At 71.5% G+C, this 19,004-nt stretch carries 18 protein-coding genes and 1 riboswitch; of the genes, 9 read left to right on the top strand and 9 right to left on the bottom strand.

The features are described from left to right. Positions 1–540: 540 nt before the first annotated feature. On the bottom strand, positions 541–906 hold the full coding sequence (locus tag AB0M26_RS07665; RefSeq protein ID WP_365256118.1) for an Rv2175c family DNA-binding protein: 366 nt from the start codon (positions 904–906) through the stop codon (positions 541–543). A gap of 109 nt (positions 907–1,015) precedes the next feature. Continuing rightward, positions 1,016–2,227 carry an FAD-dependent oxidoreductase gene (locus tag AB0M26_RS07670; RefSeq protein WP_365256378.1) on the bottom strand — a complete coding sequence of 404 codons (1,212 nt, stop codon included), beginning with the start codon at positions 2,225–2,227 and terminating at the stop codon, positions 1,016–1,018. 184 nt (positions 2,228–2,411) lie between these two features. After that, positions 2,412–2,503, top strand: a riboswitch (TPP riboswitch). An 11-nt stretch (positions 2,504–2,514) separates the two neighbouring features. Between AB0M26_RS07670 and thiO the strand changes: the two genes are divergently transcribed. The 7 genes from thiO to AB0M26_RS07705 all read left to right on the top strand — a co-directional run bounded on the left by thiO (position 2,515) and on the right by AB0M26_RS07705 (position 9,449). Further along, entirely contained in the window at positions 2,515–3,735 is a 1,221-nt protein-coding gene (thiO, locus tag AB0M26_RS07675; RefSeq protein ID WP_365256120.1) for a glycine oxidase ThiO, read from the top strand. After that, positions 3,732–3,932 (top strand): sulfur carrier protein ThiS, encoded by a 201-nt coding sequence (thiS, locus tag AB0M26_RS07680; protein WP_365256123.1) that lies wholly within the window; start codon positions 3,732–3,734, stop codon positions 3,930–3,932. Before thiO ends, thiS begins: the two co-directional genes overlap by 4 nt. Positions 3,933–4,252: 320 nt before the next feature. Continuing rightward, positions 4,253–5,029 carry a thiazole synthase gene (locus tag AB0M26_RS07685; RefSeq protein WP_365256381.1) on the top strand — a complete coding sequence of 259 codons (777 nt, stop codon included), beginning with the start codon at positions 4,253–4,255 and terminating at the stop codon, positions 5,027–5,029. Positions 5,030–5,203: 174 nt separating this feature from the next. Next, positions 5,204–5,650, top strand: coding sequence for an SRPBCC domain-containing protein (locus AB0M26_RS07690; protein ID WP_365256126.1), 447 nt, complete (start codon positions 5,204–5,206; stop codon positions 5,648–5,650). A 166-nt stretch (positions 5,651–5,816) separates the two neighbouring features. Next, on the top strand, positions 5,817–7,748 hold the full coding sequence (gene pknB / locus AB0M26_RS07695) for a Stk1 family PASTA domain-containing Ser/Thr kinase (RefSeq protein WP_365256129.1): 1,932 nt from the start codon (positions 5,817–5,819) through the stop codon (positions 7,746–7,748). Positions 7,749–7,913: 165 nt separating this feature from the next. Next, positions 7,914–8,792, top strand: a complete 879-nt coding sequence (locus AB0M26_RS07700) for a deoxyribonuclease IV (protein WP_365256132.1) — start codon at positions 7,914–7,916, stop codon at positions 8,790–8,792. 102 nt (positions 8,793–8,894) lie between these two features. After that, positions 8,895–9,449: a DUF4396 domain-containing protein gene (locus AB0M26_RS07705; protein ID WP_365256135.1), complete on the top strand. Its 555-nt coding sequence runs from the start codon at positions 8,895–8,897 to the stop codon at positions 9,447–9,449. A 33-nt stretch (positions 9,450–9,482) separates the two neighbouring features. Here AB0M26_RS07705 and AB0M26_RS07710 read toward each other — a convergent pair whose 3' ends face one another. Then, entirely contained in the window at positions 9,483–10,106 is a 624-nt protein-coding gene (locus AB0M26_RS07710) for a sulfite oxidase-like oxidoreductase (RefSeq protein ID WP_365256138.1), read from the bottom strand. A 152-nt stretch (positions 10,107–10,258) separates the two neighbouring features. On the opposite strand from AB0M26_RS07710, the gene bfr reads away from it, so the two are divergent. After that, entirely contained in the window at positions 10,259–10,738 is a 480-nt protein-coding gene (gene bfr, locus AB0M26_RS07715) for a bacterioferritin (protein ID WP_365256141.1), read from the top strand. Here bfr and AB0M26_RS07720 read toward each other — a convergent pair whose 3' ends face one another. Both AB0M26_RS07720 and AB0M26_RS07725 read right to left on the bottom strand, forming a co-directional pair. After that, the gene (locus AB0M26_RS07720; RefSeq protein ID WP_365256144.1) at positions 10,739–11,014 is read right to left on the bottom strand and encodes a (2Fe-2S)-binding protein; all 276 of its coding nucleotides are present in this window, start codon (positions 11,012–11,014) and stop codon (positions 10,739–10,741) included. It lies immediately after the preceding gene. 125 nt (positions 11,015–11,139) lie between these two features. Next, positions 11,140–12,489 carry a class II 3-deoxy-7-phosphoheptulonate synthase gene (locus tag AB0M26_RS07725; RefSeq protein WP_365256147.1) on the bottom strand — a complete coding sequence of 450 codons (1,350 nt, stop codon included), beginning with the start codon at positions 12,487–12,489 and terminating at the stop codon, positions 11,140–11,142. A 274-nt stretch (positions 12,490–12,763) separates the two neighbouring features. Between AB0M26_RS07725 and AB0M26_RS07730 the strand changes: the two genes are divergently transcribed. Beyond that, positions 12,764–14,692 (top strand): anthranilate synthase family protein, encoded by a 1,929-nt coding sequence (locus AB0M26_RS07730; protein WP_365256149.1) that lies wholly within the window; start codon positions 12,764–12,766, stop codon positions 14,690–14,692. A gap of 183 nt (positions 14,693–14,875) precedes the next feature. On the opposite strand, the gene AB0M26_RS07735 is transcribed toward AB0M26_RS07730, so the two are convergent. From AB0M26_RS07735 to AB0M26_RS07750, 4 genes are all read right to left on the bottom strand, one after another. Then, a complete protein-coding gene (locus AB0M26_RS07735; RefSeq protein ID WP_365256152.1) occupies positions 14,876–15,904 on the bottom strand; it encodes a 6-phosphofructokinase in 1,029 nt (342 codons plus the stop codon). 252 nt (positions 15,905–16,156) lie between these two features. Beyond that, positions 16,157–16,801 (bottom strand): response regulator transcription factor, encoded by a 645-nt coding sequence (locus tag AB0M26_RS07740; RefSeq protein WP_365256384.1) that lies wholly within the window; start codon positions 16,799–16,801, stop codon positions 16,157–16,159. Between the two features lie 53 nt (positions 16,802–16,854). Continuing rightward, a complete protein-coding gene (locus AB0M26_RS07745) occupies positions 16,855–18,126 on the bottom strand; it encodes a DUF5931 domain-containing protein (RefSeq protein ID WP_365256387.1) in 1,272 nt (423 codons plus the stop codon). A 53-nt stretch (positions 18,127–18,179) separates the two neighbouring features. Beyond that, complete coding sequence (locus AB0M26_RS07750) at positions 18,180–18,986, bottom strand: lysophospholipid acyltransferase family protein (RefSeq protein ID WP_365256153.1); 807 nt, start codon at positions 18,984–18,986, stop codon at positions 18,180–18,182. Positions 18,987–19,004: the final 18 nt, after the last annotated feature.

Below are 19,004 nucleotides of genomic sequence, written 5' to 3' on the forward strand. Positions count from 1 at the left end.
GCCCCGGGCGGCGGCGTACGGCGGGCACGGGAACGGGCACGCCGTACGCGGCAGGCTGCTCGCGTGGCCGCGACGGCGGGCGGATCCGCGGTGCGTGCTTCCCCTGCCCCGCGGCAGGCGGGGCTTCCCTTCACCCCGCGGCAGGCGGGGCTCTCTTCACCCGCGGCAGGCGGGCCGCGGGTGAAGGGAGCCCCCCACGCTGCAGGCAGGCGGCCTTCACAGCGCGGGCACGGGGGCCGCCCATGCCGTGGGGAAGCGGTCTTCACGCCGCGGGCACGGGGGCCACCCATGCCGTGGGGAAGCGGTCTTCACGCCGCGGGCGGCCGCCCCGGACCGGGGGCCACCACACCCCGGGCAGGCGGTACTTCACCTACGGGCGGGCGCCCCGGACCGGCGGCCACCACACCCCGGCCAAGCGGTACTTCACGCCCGGGCCGGGTGAAGCCCGGGCGTCCAAGCTCCGGCGTCGTGCGGCCGGGCGTACCGACGCCGGTGCTGCTCAGGCTCCGCGACCCGAGCGCTCCGGTTCCCGCAGCACGGTCAGACGGCGAGCGCCTGGGCGCGACGCTTCACTTCCGTGCCGCGGTTCTCGCGCAACGCCTGAGCGGGCGTGCCGGGCAGGGTCGGGTCCGGCGTGAAGAGCCACTCCAGCATCTCCTCGTCGGTGAAGCCGTCGTCCTTGAGGAGCGTCAGCGTCCCTGCGAGGCCCTTGACGACCTTGCCTGCACCGATGAATTCGGCCGGCACCTGCAGAACCCGGTTCTCGCCGCGGCGGACCGCGATGAGCTGCCCCTCCTTGACGAGCTGCCTGACACGGGTCACCTCGACGCCCAGTCTTTCGGCGGCGTCGGGGAGGGTGAGCCAGGCGGGAACGAGCGCATCGGTCTTGCTGTCAATCTCGGTCACGGACACCAGCCTGCCATCCCTGGCTGACAGCCGGTAGCAGAGCGCGGCCGGGCGGGGCCGATCGTTGCTGCCACGGCTCGTGCCAAGGGCCGGAGCCGGGCACCCGCCCTCAGCGCAGGACCGCCGCCTTGAGCGGTACGGACGGGTCCGCGGCCCGTTCCGGATCGATCCGAGCGCCCTGTTCGATGAGTCGGCGCCCCTGCGCCAGATCCCGCGGCCGGCCCACGGCCAGCAGCGCCACCAGGGCTCCGTCGCTCAGCCAGCAGACCGACCACGAGGCGCCCGTCGGGTCGCCCCGCCAGACCGTGGCGTCGGCGGCGGCGTGGTGCCCCGCGTACTGGACGAACCGGCCGAACTGCTCGGACCAGAAGTAGGGCACCGGGTCGTAGACCGAGCCGCCCGTCTCCTCACCGACGATGTTGGCGGCGACCGTGCGCGGCTCCTGGAGCGCGTTGTCCCAGTGGTGTACGAGCAGGCGCACCCCGTAGCGGCCGGACGGGAAGGACGCGCAGTCGCCCACCGCGTAGACATCGGGCTGTGAGGTGCGCAGGCGCTCGTCGGCGCGCACGGAGCCGTCGGGGCACAGCTCCACACCGGAGTTGGTCAGCCAGGCCGTGGTGGGGCGTGCACCGACACCGACGAGCACGGCGTCCGCGCGCAGCCGCTGCCCGTCCTCCAGCACCACCGCGCCCGCCTCGACCACCGCCACCCTGGCGCCGGTGATCAGCCGGGCCCCGCTGTCGGCGTACCAGGCGGCCATGTGCTCGGCGACGTCCGCCGGGAGCGCCCCGGCGAGCGGCCGGTCCGCGGCCTCGACGACCGTCACCGGGCAGCCGGCCTCGCGTGCCGCGGTCGCGAACTCCGCGCCGATCCAGCCCGCTCCGACCACCACCACCTCCTGCCGGCCCTCGAGCACGGGGCGCAACCGTTCCGCGTCGTCGAGGGTGCGCAGCACGTACACGCCGGGTTCGGCCTCGGTGCCGGGCAGGGTGACAGGTTCGGCGCCGGTGGCGATGACCAGCGTGTCGTACGGGACGGGTCCGTCCACGGTCTCCAGGACGTGCTGCTCCGGGCGGAGCGCGGTCACGTGGCGGCCCAGCATCAGATCGATGCCCAGGGCCGGGAAGTCGACCTCGAGGGCGGAACCGTCGGCCTTGCCGAGCAGCACGGCCTTGGAGAGCGGCGGCCGGTCGTACGGCTCGTGCGACTCGGCCCCCAGCAGCGTGATCGAGCCCCTCCAGCCACGTTCGCGCAGAGCGACCGCGGTCTGCACCCCGGCCATGCCGGCGCCGACGATCACGACTCGCTGCTCTCGCTGCATGTCATCGCTCACACGATCACTCTAGGACGGCGACGAGGGCGAGCCGCAGACGCGCGCACCGAGATCTCTGACACAGCATCACGTACGACGGCCTGTGCCGGAGGCCGGACGCCCCTCGTCCACACAGGGCGCCACTCCCTTACTCGCTGTCGGAGCCAGGGACTATGGTGGCGGACCGAGAGCACTCGCGGGAGCCCGGACGCACCGGGCTGAGAGGGAGGCTGGGCGGCCTCCGACCGTACGAACCTGATCCGGGTCATGCCGGCGAAGGGAGGGGCCAGGCGCCCATGCACGCATCCGACAACACCGGTTCGGGCGGTTCCGGCAGACGGGACGCACCGGCGTCCGCGGGCTACGACGTCCTCGTCGTCGGGGGCGGGATCATCGGCCTCGTCACGGCCTGGCGTGCCGCCCAGCGCGGTCTGCGCACGGCGGTCGCCGATCCGTCGCCGGGCGGCGGTGCCGCCCAGGTCGCCGCCGGCATGCTGGCGGCCGTCACCGAACTCCACTACGGCGAGGAGACCCTGCTCGGCCTCAACCTCGCCTCCGCCGAGCGCTATCCGGACTTCGCGGCCGAACTGCGGGAAGCGAGCGGACTGGACATCGGCTATCGCGCCTGCGGCACTCTCGCCATCGCGCTGGACGCCGACGATCGCGTCCATATGCGCGAACTGCACGCGCTGCAGCTCCGGTACGGGCTCGACTCGCAGTGGCTGACCGGGCGCGAGTGCCGCCGACTGGAGCCGATGCTCGCCCCGGGCGTCCGCGGCGGCCTGCGCGTGGACGGCGACCATCAGGCCGACCCGCGCCGCCTCGCCGCCGCCCTCGTCAGGGCCTGCGAGCGCGCCGGTGTGGAGCTGCACCGCCGCTGTGCCCGGAGGCTCACGGTTCTGGGCGACCGGGCCGCGGGCGCGGTTCTCGACGACGGCAGCGAGCTCGCCGCGGAGCAGACCGTCCTCGCGGCGGGGAGCCGGAGCGGACGGCTCGACGGGGTGCCGGAGCACGTGGTGCCGCCGGTGCGGCCCGTCAAGGGACAGGTGCTGCGGCTGCGCGTCCCCGACACGTATGCGCCGTTCCTGTCGCGGACCGTACGGGCCGTGGTGCGCGGCGGGCAGGTCTACCTCGTACCGCGGGAGAGCGGCGAGCTGGTGGTCGGCGCCACGAGCGAGGAGCTGGGCTGGGACACCACCGTCACCGCGGGCGGCGTCTACGAACTGCTGCGGGACGCCCATGAGTTGGTGCCCGGCCTCACCGAACTGCCACTCGTCGAGACCCGCGCGGGGCTTCGACCCGGCTCGCCGGACAACGCCCCCCTGCTGGGGCCGACCGAGCTGCCGGGACTGCATCTGGCGACCGGGCACTACCGCAACGGTGTGCTGCTCACGCCGGTCACGGGAGATGCGATGGCCGAGGTGCTGGCCACCGGTGAACTCCCCGAGGAGGCCCGGCCGTTCACCCCCCGCCGTTTCGCGTCCGCATCCCGCCGACTCCAGGAGCTGACCGTATGACCGTCTCGGTGAACGGAGAGCCGCGGGACGTCCCCGCGGGGACCACCCTCGACGAGGTGGTCGCGACCCTCACCACCGCGCCCTCCGGTGTCGCCGCCGCGCTCAACGAGACCGTCGTGCCGCGCGGCCAGTGGGCCGGCACGCCGCTGGGCGACGGCGACCGCGTCGAGGTGCTCACCGCGGTCCAGGGGGGCTGATCCGGACGATGACCGACACGGAATTGCGCAGCGGGGCGTACGACCACGGACGCGGGACCCGGGCCGCAGGGACCGTAACCGCGGAAACCGGGGACCGGACCGCCGGGGCCAGGAACGGAACCGCCGGAACCGGGGACCGGACCGCCGGCGCCAGGAACGGAACCGCCGGAACCGGGGACCCGACCGCCGGGACCCATGAAACCGGGAGCCGGACCGCCGGAACCAGGGACACGACCGCCGGAACCGTGGACCCGACCGCCGGGACCCATGGAACCGGGGGCCGCGGCGCCGGGGCCGACCCGGGCGCCGATGCCCTCACCATCGGCGGCACCACGTTCGGCTCCCGGCTGATCATGGGGACCGGCGGTGCGCCGAGCCTGGAGGTGCTGGAGCGCGCGCTGGTCGCCTCCGGCACGGAGTTGACCACGGTGGCGATGCGCCGCCTGGACCCGACGGTGCACGGTTCGGTGCTCTCCGTACTGGACCGGCTCGGCATCCGAGTCCTGCCGAACACCGCCGGCTGCTTCACCGCGGGCGAGGCCGTGCTCACCGCCCGCCTGGCCCGGGAGGCGCTCGGCACCGACTGGATCAAGCTGGAGGTCGTTGCGGACGAACGCACCCTGCTGCCCGACCCGGTCGAGTTGCTGGATGCGGCGGAGATCCTGGTCGACGACGGCTTCACCGTGCTCCCGTACACCAACGACGACCCGGTCCTGGCGCGGAAGCTGGAGGACGCGGGCTGCGCCGCGATCATGCCGCTGGGCTCCCCCATCGGTTCCGGACTCGGCATCCGCAATCCGCACAACTTCCAGCTCATCACCGAGCGGGCGCACGTCCCCGTGATCCTCGACGCGGGGGCGGGCACCGCCTCGGACGCGGCGCTCGCAATGGAACTGGGCTGTGCGGCGGTCATGCTCGCATCCGCCGTGACGCGGGCCCAGGAACCGGTACTGATGGCCGAGGCGATGCGGCATGCGGTCGAGGCGGGGCGGCTGGCGCACCGCGCGGGCCGGATCCCGCGGCGCCACTTCGCCGAGGCGTCCTCCCCGGTGGAGGGAGTCGCGGTGCTGGACCCGGAGCGGCCGGCATTCGGGTAGCGGCACGCCCCTGCCGCCCGGCCCCTGCCGCCCGGCTCCGGCCGCGAGCCGGGCCGGCCCCCGCACTCCCGGACCACCACACCGGAACGGCCTGCCCCACGCGCGCGGTACGGCCCGGGCGGCCCGGGCGCACTAGCGTTGGTCGAGGCGGAGACCGGAGACCGGAGGTGGCCTGTGAGCGTCGACCTGATCGAGCGCGAGGCGTACGTCCCCGCCCCGGTGGAGCGGGTCTGGCGGGTGCTGACCACCGCGGAGCACATCCGGACCTGGTACGCCTTCGGGGGCGCCGAGGTGGATCTGCGCCCACGCGGAGCACTGCGCTTCCGCTGGGACGATCACGGGGAGTTCCACGCGCGCGTGGAGCTGGTCGAGGCACCCACCCGCTTCGTCTTCCGGCTGGCCACAAGCCCGGACCGGCCGCCCGAGCGGGGCGACGCGACCCTCGTCGAGTTCACGCTCGCGCCGGAGGGCGAGGGCACCCGCGTCATCGTCGCGGAGACGGGGATCGAGGCACTCGACATGCCCGACGAGGCCAAGGCGCAGCACGCGGAGTACGCGCGCATGGCGTGGACGGCGGCGCTGGAGGAGCTCGGCGCCATCGCCGCCGCGTCACACGGCTGACCCGGGCCCGCGCCGTCCCTGGCACGGAGTTGCCCCGCCCGCGGCGGACCCGCCCCCCGACCGTGCCCCTGGCCGGTCTCCTCTGCTGTCACTGTTCCGCTGCAGTCCCGCACAGTACGGTCCTGGTGGACAGTTGTGTCCGCGGTGGCTCGTAGACTGCGTGATCGTGGATACGACCCTCCAGGACCCGCTCGTCGGGCAGGTGCTCGACGGCCGCTACCGCGTGGACGCACGGATCGCAGTCGGCGGTATGGCCACGGTCTACCGGGCCGTGGACACCCGTCTCGACCGGGTGCTGGCCCTCAAGGTGATGCACCCGGGCCTCGCCTCCGACGGCGCGTTCGTCGACCGCTTCATCCGCGAGGCCAAGTCGGTGGCCAGGCTGGCCCACCCGAACATCGTGGGCGTGTACGACCAGGGCACCGACGGCCACTACGTCTATCTGGCGATGGAGTACGTCGCCGGGTGCACGCTCCGCGACGTGCTGCGCGAGCGTGGCGCCCTCCGGCCTCGCGCGGCCCTCGACATCCTGGAGCCGGTCCTCGCCGCCCTCGGCGCCGCCCACCGCGCCGGTCTCGTCCACCGGGACATGAAGCCGGAGAACGTTCTGATCGGCGACGACGGCCGGGTCAAGGTCGCCGACTTCGGACTCGTACGGGCCGTGGACACCAACACCACCGTCTCCTCCGGGTCCCTGCTCGGCACCGTCTCGTATCTCGCACCGGAGCAGATCGAGCACGGCGTCTCCGACACCCGCGCCGATGTCTACGCCTGCGGGGTCGTGCTGTACGAGATGCTCACCGGCTCCCGCCCGCACAGCGGCGACACCCCGGCCCAGGTGCTCTACCAGCACCTGCACAAGGACATCGTTCCGCCGTCCGTGGCCGTGCCGGGGATGGCTCCCCAGCTCGACGGCCTGATGGCTGCGGCCACCGCCCGCAACCCCGAACTGCGCCCCGTCGACGCGGTGGCGCTGCTCGCGGCCACCCGGGACGCCCGCGCCACGCTCACCGACGAGCAGCTCGACGCCGTACCGCCGCAGGCCGTGGCGGACGGAACCGGCGGGGCGCCCGGATCCGAGGACCGTACGAGCGTCATCCCGCTCGTGGCCGGTGCGTCGAGCGGCGATGACGCGATCAACCGGACCAGCCTGCTGGACATGGAGCCCGAGGGCCCGTCCCGGCCCAGCGCGGAAGCGGGCGGGGGCCGGGCGAGGCGGCGCCCGCCGCGGCGCGGTGTGCTCGCCCTCGTGACGGCCGTGCTGCTGGCGCTGGGGATCGGCGCGGGGGTCTGGTACATCAACTCCGGTCAGTTCACGCGCGTCCCCGGTGTGCTGGCGATGCCGCGGGACGAGGCGGAGAAGAAGCTCCGGGACGCGGGGCTCGACACCCGCGCCACCGAGGAGTTCAGCACCAATGTCGACCGCGGCAAGGTCATCGCCACGAATCCGGCGCCCGGCAACCGCATCCGCGGCAACGGCACGGTGACGATCGTCGTCTCCAAGGGCCCCGAGGTCGTCAAGATCCCGAGCCTGGAGGGCATGCCCCTGGCGAAGGCCAAGGCCGAACTGAGGAAGCTGGGCCTGGCCCCCGGCATCGTCCGCCGGGAGTTCAGCGATCAGGCCCCGCAGGGAACAGTTCTCCGCACGGAACCGGGCTCCGGTGTAAAGCGCAGGCCCGGCTCCGCCGTCGCGATCACCGTCAGCAAGGGCGAGCCCGTCGAGGCGCCGGACGTGGTAGGCGACCGGCTCCGGGACGCGACGGACGAACTGCGCGAGAACGGACTGAAGGTAAAGGTGGCCCCCACCCGCGTCTTCGCCGAGCAGGACAAGGGCGAGGTGGCCGTTCAGTCGCCGGGCGAGGGCGCGCAACTGGCCAGGGGCGACACGATCACGCTGACGGTCTCCAAGGGCCAGGAGATGGTCGAGGTTCCGGACGTCGAGGGCGACAAAGAGGCAGACGCCAAGCGGCAGTTGGTGGAGGCGGGCTTCAAGGTCGAGGTGAGCCGGTTCTTCTTCGGTGACACCGTGTTCGACCAGTCCGTGGAGGGCGGGGACAAGGCTCCCAAGGGCAGCGAGATCACGATCCGCGTGCGGTGAGGCCGCACCGCGGGGCAAGATGCCTCGGCCCGTATGGTCCGGGCAGCGCGCCTCGGCCGTACGTCCCGACAGCGCGAACTCGGCCGGACGTCCCGGCACACGCCTCGGCCGTGGGTGCTTCACGCCCGGTGAGGCCCGTACGGGCGCCATGGGATCCTGGACGGTGTGAGCAGCAGCCGCACCCCCTCCCTCCGTAACCCCGTTGGCAGCCACGTCCCGGTGGCCGGCGGTCTCGCTTCCACCGGGCTGGCCTACGCCCGCGAGATCGGCGCGGAGACCGTCCAGGTCTTCGTGGCGAATCCGCGTGGCTGGGCGACGCCCGCGGGCAGTCCGCGCCAGGACGAGGCGTTCCGGACGGCATGCGCCGAGGAGGGTGTCCCGGCGTACGTCCACGCCCCCTATCTGATCAACTTCGGGTCGCACACCGAGTCCACGGCCGGACTGTCGGTGGCATCGCTGCGGCATTCGCTGCGCCGGGGGCGGGACATCGGTGCGCTCGGCGTCGTGGTCCACACCGGTTCGGCGACGGGCGGCCGGGCGCGTACGACCGCCCTCGCGCAGGTACGGGAGCTGATGCTGCCGCTGCTGGACGAGCTGACCCACGACGAGGATCCCTGGCTGCTTCTGGAGCCGACGGCGGGCCAGGGATCCTCCCTGTGCTCGCTCGTCGCCGACCTCGGCCCGTACTTCGAGGCACTGGAACGGCATCCGCGCGTCGGTGTCTGCCTCGACACCTGCCACGCCTTCGCCGCCGGGCACGACCTTGCCGCGCCCGGCGGGGTGAAGGCCCTGCTCGACGAACTCGTGGACACCATCGGCCCGGGCCGTCTCAGGCTGATTCACGCGAACGACTCCAAGGACGTGGCGGGCGCCCACAAGGACCGGCACGAGAACATCGGCTCGGGCCGCATCGGGGCCGACGCGTTCGGCGGCTTGTTCGGGCACCCGGCGACCGAGGGCGTACCACTGGTGATCGAGACCCCGGGCGGCAAGTCCGGCCATGCCGCGGACGTGGCCAGGCTGAAGGAGCTGCGCGGCGCCTGAAGCGGACCCGCCACTCGGTCCACCGGCGGCGGAATACCCCTAGGAGGTATATTGCTGGGTACGGGTGACAGAGACGGCCACTCAGCCCGGGGAGCTCAGGCGATGGAGCAGCACATACACGGCAAACAGGACCTTCACGGGGAGCAGGACCTTCGAGAGAAGCAGGACGTCCACGCCGGGCAGGCGCACGACGAGGACGCCGGCAACCACCACGCGGCCGCCGCCGACTGGCCCACGGCCGCTCGGGCGACGCTCCACTGCCTCACCGGATGCGCCATCGGCGAGGTCGCGGGCATGGCCATCGGAACCGCCTTCGCCTGGCACAACGCACCGACGATGGCTCTCGCGATCGTGCTGGCGTTCGTCTTCGGTTACTCACTCACGCTCGTCGCCGTGCTGCGCGCGGGCCTCGGCTGGAGGAGTGCGCTGAAGGTCGCCCTGGCCGCCGACACCGTCTCCATCGCGATCATGGAGCTGGTCGACAACGTCATCGTCGCGCTGACGCCTGGAGCGATGGAGGCCCAGCTGTCCGACGGCCTCTTCTGGGGCGCCCTGGCCTTCGGGTTCCTCATCGCATTCCTGATCACCACGCCCGTCAACCGGTGGATGATCGGCCGCGGCAAGGGCCACGCGGTGACGCACGCGTACCACCACTGAGCCGCGGGGCGCACGGGGCCTTGAAGACGGGGCCTAGAGCTCCGGGCCTTCGCCCGGCTCCTCCTGGTAGGAGTAGCGCTGCTCGCTCCAGGGGTCCCCGATGTTGTGGTAGCCCCGCTCCTCCCAGAAGCCCCGGCGGTCCGCGGTCATGTACTCGACACCGCGGACCCACTTGGGCCCCTTCCACGCGTAGAGATGCGGCACGATCAGCCGTACCGGGAAGCCGTGCTCGGCGGTCAGCAGCTCGCCGCCCTTGTGGGTGGCGAAAATCGTGCGGTCGGAGGCGAAGTCGGAGAGCCGGAGGTTGGAGCTGAAGCCGTATTCGGCCCACACCATCACATGGGTGACGTCGTCGGCGGGCGGCGCCAGGTCGAGGACCGTGGCGGCCGCGATACCGCCCCATTCGGCCCCCACCATGCTGAATTTCGTGACGCAGTGGAGGTCGGCCACAACCGTCGTGTACGGCAGGGCCGTGAACTTCTCATGGGTCCAGCAGTGTTTCTCGCCGTCCGCGGTGGCACCGAAGACCCGGAACTCCCAGCGGTCGGGCTTGAACTTGGGGACCGGACCGTAGTGGGTGACCGGCCAGCCGCGCTGCAGCCGCTGCCCTGGAGGAAGCTGGACCTGTGCCCCTTCACGGCTTTCCGGCTGACCCATGACTCCATGGTGACAGACCGCGAAGGGTGGTTGTGACCAGGCCAATGCCCAACGGGGGCAACTCTTACTAAGCATGCACTTACTGGATCAGGTGAGCGGGCGGTGCGAGGATGCGCGCATTGCGCCGTATTTCTCTGGAAGGAGCCGCTGCGATGCAGGGCGACCCCGAGGTCATCGAGTTCCTCAACGAGCAACTGACCGCCGAGCTGACTGCGATCAATCAGTACTTCCTCCACGCCAAGCTGCAGGAGAACTACGGCTGGACGAAGCTCGCGAAGTACACCCGTGCCGAATCATTCGACGAGATGCGGCATGCCGAGGTTCTGACCGACCGGATCATTTTCCTCGAGGGCTTGCCGAACTACCAGCGGCTGTTCCACGTACGGGTGGGGCAGACCGTCACCGAGATGTTCCAGGCCGACCGGCAGATCGAGGTGGAGGCGATCGACCGCCTCAGGCGCGGGATCGACGTCATGCGCTCCAAGGGCGACATCACATCGGCCAACATCTTCGAGTCGATCCTCGCCGACGAGGAGCATCACATCGACTACCTCGACACCCAACTCGAGCTGGTGGCGAAGCTCGGTGAGGCGCTCTACATCGCCCAGCTCATCGAGCAGCCCGAGAGCTGATCAGGCGGCATCGGCCGCCAGCACACCGGCGACCGGCCGCGCCGCTCCGGCGGCCGCCACAGGATCGGCGGTCAGTGCGGCGGGCTCACCCTGGTCGACCAGCTCACGCTGCGGGCAGGCCCCCCGGCCGAGCAGCGCCTGGATGCGGCGGACGCACGAGCCGCAGTCGGTGCCGGCCTTGCAGGCGCCGGCGATCTGACGCGGGGTGCAGGCGCCAGTTCCCACATGTTCGCGCACCTGCGTCTCGGTGATGCCGAAGCATGAGCAGACGTACACGCGGTCTCCCAGTGATCAATAAGGTAACCCTTACCTTACCCTGGTTAGGGAAGCCTTACAACGGCGAGGGGCGCGGATCTGTGTGATCCGCGCCCCACGGCGTTGCTGCTGCGATCAGCGACCGGTCACTGGTCCCGGTACATCTCCGCGACGAGGAAGGCCAGGTCGAGAGACTGGCTGCGGTTGAGCCGCGGGTCGCACGCGGTCTCGTAGCGCTGGTGAAGATCGTCGACGAAGATCTCGTCGCCGCCGCCCACGCACTCGGTGACATCGTCACCGGTCAGCTCGACATGGATGCCGCCCGGGTGGGTGCCCAGGCTCTTGTGGACCTCGAAGAAGCCCTTGACCTCGTCCAGCACATCGTCGAAGCGCCGCGTCTTGTGACCGGACGCCGCCTCGAAGGTGTTGCCGTGCATCGGGTCGCAGACCCAGGCCACCTGCGCTCCGGAGGCGGTGACCTTCTCGACCAGCTCCGGAAGCCGGTCGCGGATCCGGTCCGCTCCCATGCGGGTGATGAAGGTCAGCCGGCCCGGCTCGCGGTCCGGGTCGAGCCGCTCGATCAGCGTGAGCGCGTCCTCCGGCGCCGTCGTCGGGCCGAGCTTCACCCCGATCGGGTTGCGGATGCGAGAGACGAACTCGATGTGCGCCCCGTCGAGCTGCCGGGTCCGCTCACCGATCCAGACCATGTGGCCGGCGACGTCGTAGAGGTTGCCGGTACGCGAGTCGGTACGGGTCATGGCCGACTCGTAGTCGAGGATCAGCGCCTCGTGGGAGGAGTAGAACTCGACCGTCTTGAACTCCTCCGGGTCCACCCCGCACGCGTTCATGAAGTTCATGGCCCGGTCGATCTCGCGGGCCAGGGCCTCGTAGCGCTGGCCGGACGGGGACGACTTCACGAAGTCCTGGTTCCAGGCGTGCACCTGGCGCAGGTCGGCGTAGCCACCGGTGGTGAAGGCCCGTACGAGGTTCAGCGTCGCCGAGGACGCGTGGTACATGCGCTTCAGTCGCTCGGGGTCCGGAGTGCGGGCCTCGGGGGTGAACTCGAAGCCGTTGACCGAATCGCCGCGGTACGAGGGCAGGGTCACCCCGTCGCGCGTCTCCGTCGGCTTCGAGCGCGGCTTGCTGTACTGACCGGCGATCCGGCCGACCTTCACGACCGGCACGGAACCGGCGTAGGTCAGCACGGCGCCCATCTGCAGCAGCGTCTTCAGCTTGTTGCGGATCTGGTCGGCGCCCACGGCGTCGAAGGCCTCGGCGCAGTCGCCGCCCTGCAGCAGGAACGCCTCGCCCCGGGCGACCGCCCCCATACGGGCGCGCAGCTCGTCGCACTCACCGGCGAAGACGAGCGGAGGATACGACTCGAGGTCCGCGATCACATCGCGCAGAGCCTCGGCATCGGGCCACTCGGGCTGCTGCGCCGCGGGAAGGTCTCGCCAGGTGGTGCCGGGGGCACGGGATTCAGCGTTCACGGTCACCCTGTCAACATTACGGGGTCCGCCGGAGTGCCCGGTCCGGCGCCCACAAAATGAGACAGCGGGCGCGAGGAGCGAGACATCGGCTAGGGTGCACACCATGTTCGCGCACTCGAACCTGTACTGGTGGTGGACCGCTTCCGAGGCGGCCCACTGATCGCGCGTTCCCGACAAGACCACCGCGAAGGCCGCCCCGAGGGGCGGCCTTCTGCGTTTCCGCGGGCCGTTCCTCCGAATCCGGTCACCATCGATCCGAATCCGGAAGGAACAGCTCACGATGCATTCCGACATCCCAGAGCTCCTGCGCAGCCTCACTCGCCCCGGCCACCCGCCGTTCGCCCTGATCCACCGGCGTACGCCCGGCCACCCCGATGACGTCGTCGAGGTGCTCACCGGCCCGGTCTCGGATGTGGACCGGCTCTCCGCCATCCCGCTCGGCGAGGGCGCACCGGGCCGGCCCGTCACCGACGCACTCGCCCTCGTCCCGTTCCGGCAGATCCGCGAGCGCGGCTTCGACGTCCGCGACGACGGGACGCCGCTGACCGTGCTTCGTCCCGAGGAGACCTACGAGCTGCCGCTGGACGCCGTACGGGCGGCGCTGCCCGCGCATCGGGTGAGCGTCGAGGGCGGGACCTTCGACGTGGGCGACGAGGAGTACGCCTCGATCGTCGGACGGATCGTCGAGGACGAGATCGGGCGGGGCGAGGGCGCGAACTTCGTGATCCGCCGCACGTACGAGGGCGAGATCCCGGGCTACGGCCCCGCGGACGCCCTCGCCCTCTTCCGGCGTCTGCTGGAGGGTGAGCGCGGCGCCTACTGGACGTACGTCGTGCACACCGGCGACGGGCACGGGGGCGAAGGGGGCGGCCGGACGCTCGTCGGGGCCAGTCCGGAGGTCCACGTCCGGATGTCGGGCGGGACGGTGGTGATGAACCCCATCAGCGGCACGTACCGGTACCCCGCGGAAGGGCCCGGAGTCGACGGCCTGCTGGCGTTCCTGCACGACCGCAAGGAGGTGGAGGAGCTGTCCATGGTCGTCGACGAGGAGCTGAAGATGATGTGCACGGTGGCCCGTCTGGGCGGCGTCGTCGTCGGCCCCCGGCTGAAGGAGATGGCCCACCTCGCCCATACCGAGTACGAGTTGCGCGGCCGCAGCACCCTGGACGTACGGGACGTACTGCGGGAGACGATGTTCGCCGCCACCGTCACCGGCTCGCCGGTGCAGAACGCCTGCCGGGTCATCGAGCGCCATGAGCCGCACGGGCGCGGCTACTACGCGGGGGCGCTGGCTCTCCTGGGGCGCGATGCCAACGGGACGCAGACCCTGGACTCCCCGATCCTCATCAGGACCGCCGACATCGACGCGGACGGAAGGCTGCGCGTACCCGTCGGTGCCACACTCGTACGCCACTCCGACCCGTACGGCGAGGTGGCCGAGACGCATGCCAAGGCGGCCGGAGTACTGACCGCGCTCGGTGTGCGGAAGGCGCCCCCGCGCGGAGCGGACGGTCGGCGCCCGCGGCTGGCGGACGACCCCCGCGTACGCGCCGCGCTTGACGCCCGGCGGTCCGATCTCGCGCCGTTCTGGCTGCGGATGCAGCGGCGGTCGGTCGACATCGCGGAGCACGCGCTGGTGATCGATGCCGAGGACACCTTCACCGCCATGCTCGCGCATCTGCTCCGCTCCACCGGGCTGGAGGTGACGGTGCGGCGCTACGACGAGCCGGGGCTGCGGGATGCGGCACTGTCGCACCCGGGACCGGTGGTCCTCGGGCCGGGTCCGGGCGACCCGAACGACGCGAAGGATCCGAAGATGCGGTTCCTGCGCGGGCTGACCGCCGAGCTGATGCGCGAGCACGGGCAGGGCCTGCTGGGAGTGTGCCTGGGGCACGAACTGATCGCGGCAGAGCTGGGGATGGACGTCGTCCGCAAGGATGTGCCGCACCAGGGCGCGCAGGAGCGGATCGACTACTTCGGGCGCGAGGAGGTCGTGGGCTTCTACAACACCTTCACCGCGCGCTGCGACGCCGCGGCGGAGCCCGAACTGGCCATGCACCGGGTCGAGTTGAGCCGGGATCCGGTCTCCGGTGATGTGCATGCGCTGCGCGGCCCCGGCTTCGCGGGGGTGCAGTTCCACCCGGAGTCGGTGCTGACGCTGGACGGTGTGTCGATCACCGCTGCGCTGCTGGCCGCCGTCCTGGTCTGAGGCCGCCCGTTCGCCGCGTGCTGCACGGGTGCCGCCCGTCCCGGAGGACCGGAAGAGTCCGGTCCTCCGGTGTGACCGGAGTGGGGCGAAGAGGGCCGCCGACGGGCGGAGGCGGCTGCCCGACGGGCCGGGCGGAGGCTGCTGCCTACGTGCGGGGGCAGGAGGGTCGACAGCCGAAGACGATCAGCCGAAGAAGACGCCGATCTCCTTGTAGAGCTCGGGGTCGACGGTCTTGAGCTTCGCCGTTGCGTCGGCGATCGGAACCCGGACGATGTCCGTGCCGCGCAGCGCGACCATCTTGCCGAAGTCCCCGTCGCGTACGGCATCGATCGCGTGCAGGCCGAACCGCGTCGCGAGCCAGCGGTCGAACGCGCTCGGGGTGCCGCCGCGCTGCACATGGCCCAGTACGGTCGTCCGGGCCTCCTTGCCGGTCCGGCTCTCGATCTCCTTGGCCAGCCACTCGCCGATCCCGGAGAGCCTGACGTGCCCGAACGAGTCCAGCGAGCCGTCCTTCAGCACCATGTCGCCGTCCTTGGGCATGGCGCCCTCGGCGATCACCACGATCGGTGCGTAACGGATCTTGAAGCGGGACTCGACCCAGGCGCAGACCTCGTCGAGGTCGAAGCGCTGCTCGGGGATGAGGATGGCGTTGGCGCCGCCGGCCAGGCCCGAGTGCACGGCGATCCAGCCCGCGTGCCGGCCCATGACCTCGACTACGAGCACGCGCATATGGGATTCGGCCGTGGTGTGCAGACGGTCGATGGCCTCGGTCGCGATGTTGACGGCCGTGTCGAAGCCGAAGGTGTAGTCGGTGGCCGAGAGGTCGTTGTCGATCGTCTTGGGCACGCCGACGCACGCGATGCCGTAGTCGTCGGACAGGCGCGCGGCGACGCCGAGGGTGTCCTCGCCGCCGATCGCGATCAGCGCGCCGACCTCGTACTTCTTGAGGTTCTCCTTGATGCGGCGGATGCCGTCCTCGGCCTTGAGCGGATTGGTGCGCGACGATCCGAGGATCGTGCCGCCGCGCGGCAGGATGCCGCGAACGGCCGGGATGTCGAGCTGGACGGTGTCGGCCTCGAGCGGGCCGCGCCAGCCGTCGCGGAACCCGATGAAGTCGTAGCCGTACTCCTGGACGCCCTTGCGGACGATGCCGCGGATGACCGCGTTGAGCCCGGGGCAGTCGCCGCCACCGGTCAGAACTCCGACCTTCATGGATCCTTCCCTTCTCCCTCGAAGACCCGCTCGCGGCACACGCTAACGGTGATCCAGCTCACGACGGGATGGGGCGAACCGACGAATCCGGTGAATTCCGTGTGACCGTGTGGACGGCGTATCACTCGTACGAGGGCCGGGACGTACGAGGCGGATGTGACATACGTGACAGCATTCACGGCAGTGCCGTGGCTCAGCGACGCCCGGAGTGCGCCTGGGTCGGCGCCCTTGGCGGGGGCGCCACCAGCGGCGTCAGTCGTCGTCCAGACCGCGCTCGATGGCGTACCGCACCAGCTCGACGCGGTTGTGGAGCTGCAGCTTCCCCAGGGTGTTCTGGACGTGGTTCTGCACGGTGCGGTGCGAGATGACGAGGCGCTCGGCGATCTGCTTGTACGAGAGCCCCTTGGCGACCAGGCGCAGCACCTCGGTCTCGCGGTCGGTGAGCCGGGGCGCGCCCGGCTCGTCCGGTGCCGAGGGCGGCGAGTCGGAGGCCAGCCTGCGGTACTCGCCGAGCACCAGGCCCGCGAGACCCGGGGTGAAGACGGGATCGCCGACGGCCGTCCGGCCCACGGCGTCCAGCAGTTCCTCGGTGCTGGCGGACTTCAGGAGATAGCCGGTGGCACCGGACTTGACCGCCTCCAGGACATCGGCGTGCTCACCGCTCGCGGACAGAACGAGCACGCGCAGGGTCGGGTCGGCGCCCACGAGTTCCTTGCAGACCTGAACTCCCGGCTTTCCGGGGAGGTTGAGGTCGAGGACCAGAACGTCGGGTGCCGCGGCCGTGGCCCTGCGCACCGCCTGCGGGCCGTCGCCCGCGGTCGCCACCACATCGAACCCCGCCGCGGCCAGGTCCCGGGCCACCGCGTCCCGCCACATCGGGTGGTCGTCGACCACCATCACCTTGACGGCCGCGCCGCCTTCCTCCCCGGCCGTCGCCTCCTTCTGATCATTCACCGCTTCGCCTCGCTCCCCCGGGAAGCCACCGGCTCCCTTGGAACCCTCAACTCGACCTCCGTGCCCTGGCCTGGGACGGACACCAACTCGGCGGCCCCGCCCAGCTCCCGCAACCGGCCACGGATGGACAGCGCGACACCGAGGCGGCCTTCGCGCTCGGCCGCCGCGAGCCGGCCCTCCGGTATGCCGGGACCGTCGTCCCGTACGGTCACGAGCACCGCATCCGCCTCGTCCTCCACCAGGATCCACGCCTGCGCACCGTCGCCCGCGTGCCTGCGCACATTGTCCAGAGCGGCACCGACGGCGGCCGCCAACTCCCCTGCCACCGCGGCCGGGAGAAGAACCGGAGCCCCGGGCTGGGCCAGGGACACCCGGGCTCCGGCGTACGGCGCGAGCAGGGCGCGTACGTCGCACACACCCCTCGCGTCCCGCGGGCCGCCGTCGCCCGGAACCGTGTCCACCGGCGGCGGAACCGGGCCGTCGAACTCGTCGGCTCCGGCCACTGCGGCGCTCTCCGTACCTCCGGCGGCGCTGCGCGCAGCGGGGACCGGTCCTCCCGTCACCAGGGTGCGCAGCGCGATCTCCTGCTCCCCCGCCATCCTGCCGAGTTCGTCCGCCTCGCCGCCGATCTCCGCCCCGCGCCGCTGCACCATCGCGAGCACCTGGAGGACGCTGTCGTGGATGTCACGGGCGAGCCGCTCGCGTTCGCGGGTGGCGGCGTCGACCTGGAGGGCGCGGGCGAGGGTGCGTTCACTGGCCCGCGCCACCTCGACGACGTAGCCGATGGCGACGCTCGCCACCCACACCAGCAGGACGTTGTGGACGGTGTCACGGGCGAAACTGCCGCGCTCGACGACGTTGGCCACCGCCACGAGCGCCGAAGCCACGGCCGCCCAGCGCCAACCGCCCTTGATCGCGAAGCCCAGCACGGCCCCCGCCGTCCAGATCGACGGCAGGGTGGCGGCGCCGTCGGCGATACGGGCCTGGGTGTCGACGAGGGGCGTGAGGAGGATGCCGGTCAGCGCGATGGTGAGGTCGGCGATCAGGAAGCGCTTGGTGCACCGCTCGGGCGAGGTCACCCGGTTCCAGGTCAGCAGCATCCAGGCCACGAGCACGGCCGTGTAGGCCCAGGCCCCGATCGGACGGGCGTAGTGGTCGCGGGCGAGAACGACGAGGGTGACCGCGTAGACGCAGGTGAGGATGCGGTATCCGGTCAGAGCACGCCAGAGCGGCAACTCGACCGACATGCGCAGGACTTTCCCTCCCATGTGCGGCTCGCGCTTCTGCTGCGCCATTCCCCCCGACTCCCTCCCCGCGGTGGCTAGGCCCCGTCGCTCCGGTTGCCCTTGCCCGTGTCCTCGCCGCCCTCGGCCGCTACCGTGCCACCGCTGCCCGCCTTTTCGTCGTCGGCCTGCCGCTTGGCGTCCTCAGCCTGCCGCTTGGCGGTCTCGGCGATCCTTCGCTTGGCCGCGGTCGCGTAGATGTCGACGTACTCCTGACCGGAAAGCTTCATGATCTCGTACATGACCTCGTCGGTCACGGAGCGGAGGATGAAGCGATCGTGCTCCATCCCCAGGTAGCGCGTGAAGTCCAGGGGCTTCCCGATGCGGATGCCGGGCCTGATCATCTTCGGAACGACCTGGCCGGGCGGCTGGACCTTCTCGGTGTCGATCATCGCTACGGGGATCACCGGGGCGCCGGTGGCGAGCGCGACGCGCGCGAGGCCGCCGGGCTTGCCCCGGTAGAGGCGGCCGTCGGGCGAGCGGGTGCCCTCGGGGTAGATGCCGAACAGCTCGCCGCGCTCCAGCACCGCGATACCGCTCTTGACCGCCGCTTCCCCGGCGCCGCGCGCACCGGAGCGGTCCACCGGGAGCTGGCCGACACCCTTGAAGAAGGCTGCGGTGAGCTTGCCCTTGACCCCGGGTGAGGTGAAGTACTCGGACTTGGCGATGAAGGTGACCTTGCGGTCGAGCACCGCGGGCAGGAAGAAGGAGTCCGAGAACGAGAGGTGGTTGCTGGCCAGGATCGCCGGACCCTCCGCGGGGACGTTCTCCAGCCCCTCCACCCAGGGTCTGAAGGCGAGCTTCAGCGCACCCCCCACGGACAGCTTCATCGCGCCGTACAGCAACCGAGGACCTCCTAGTCC

Source organism: Streptomyces sp. NPDC051776 (assembly GCF_040681345.1).
GTDB lineage: Bacteria > Actinomycetota > Actinomycetes > Streptomycetales > Streptomycetaceae > Streptomyces.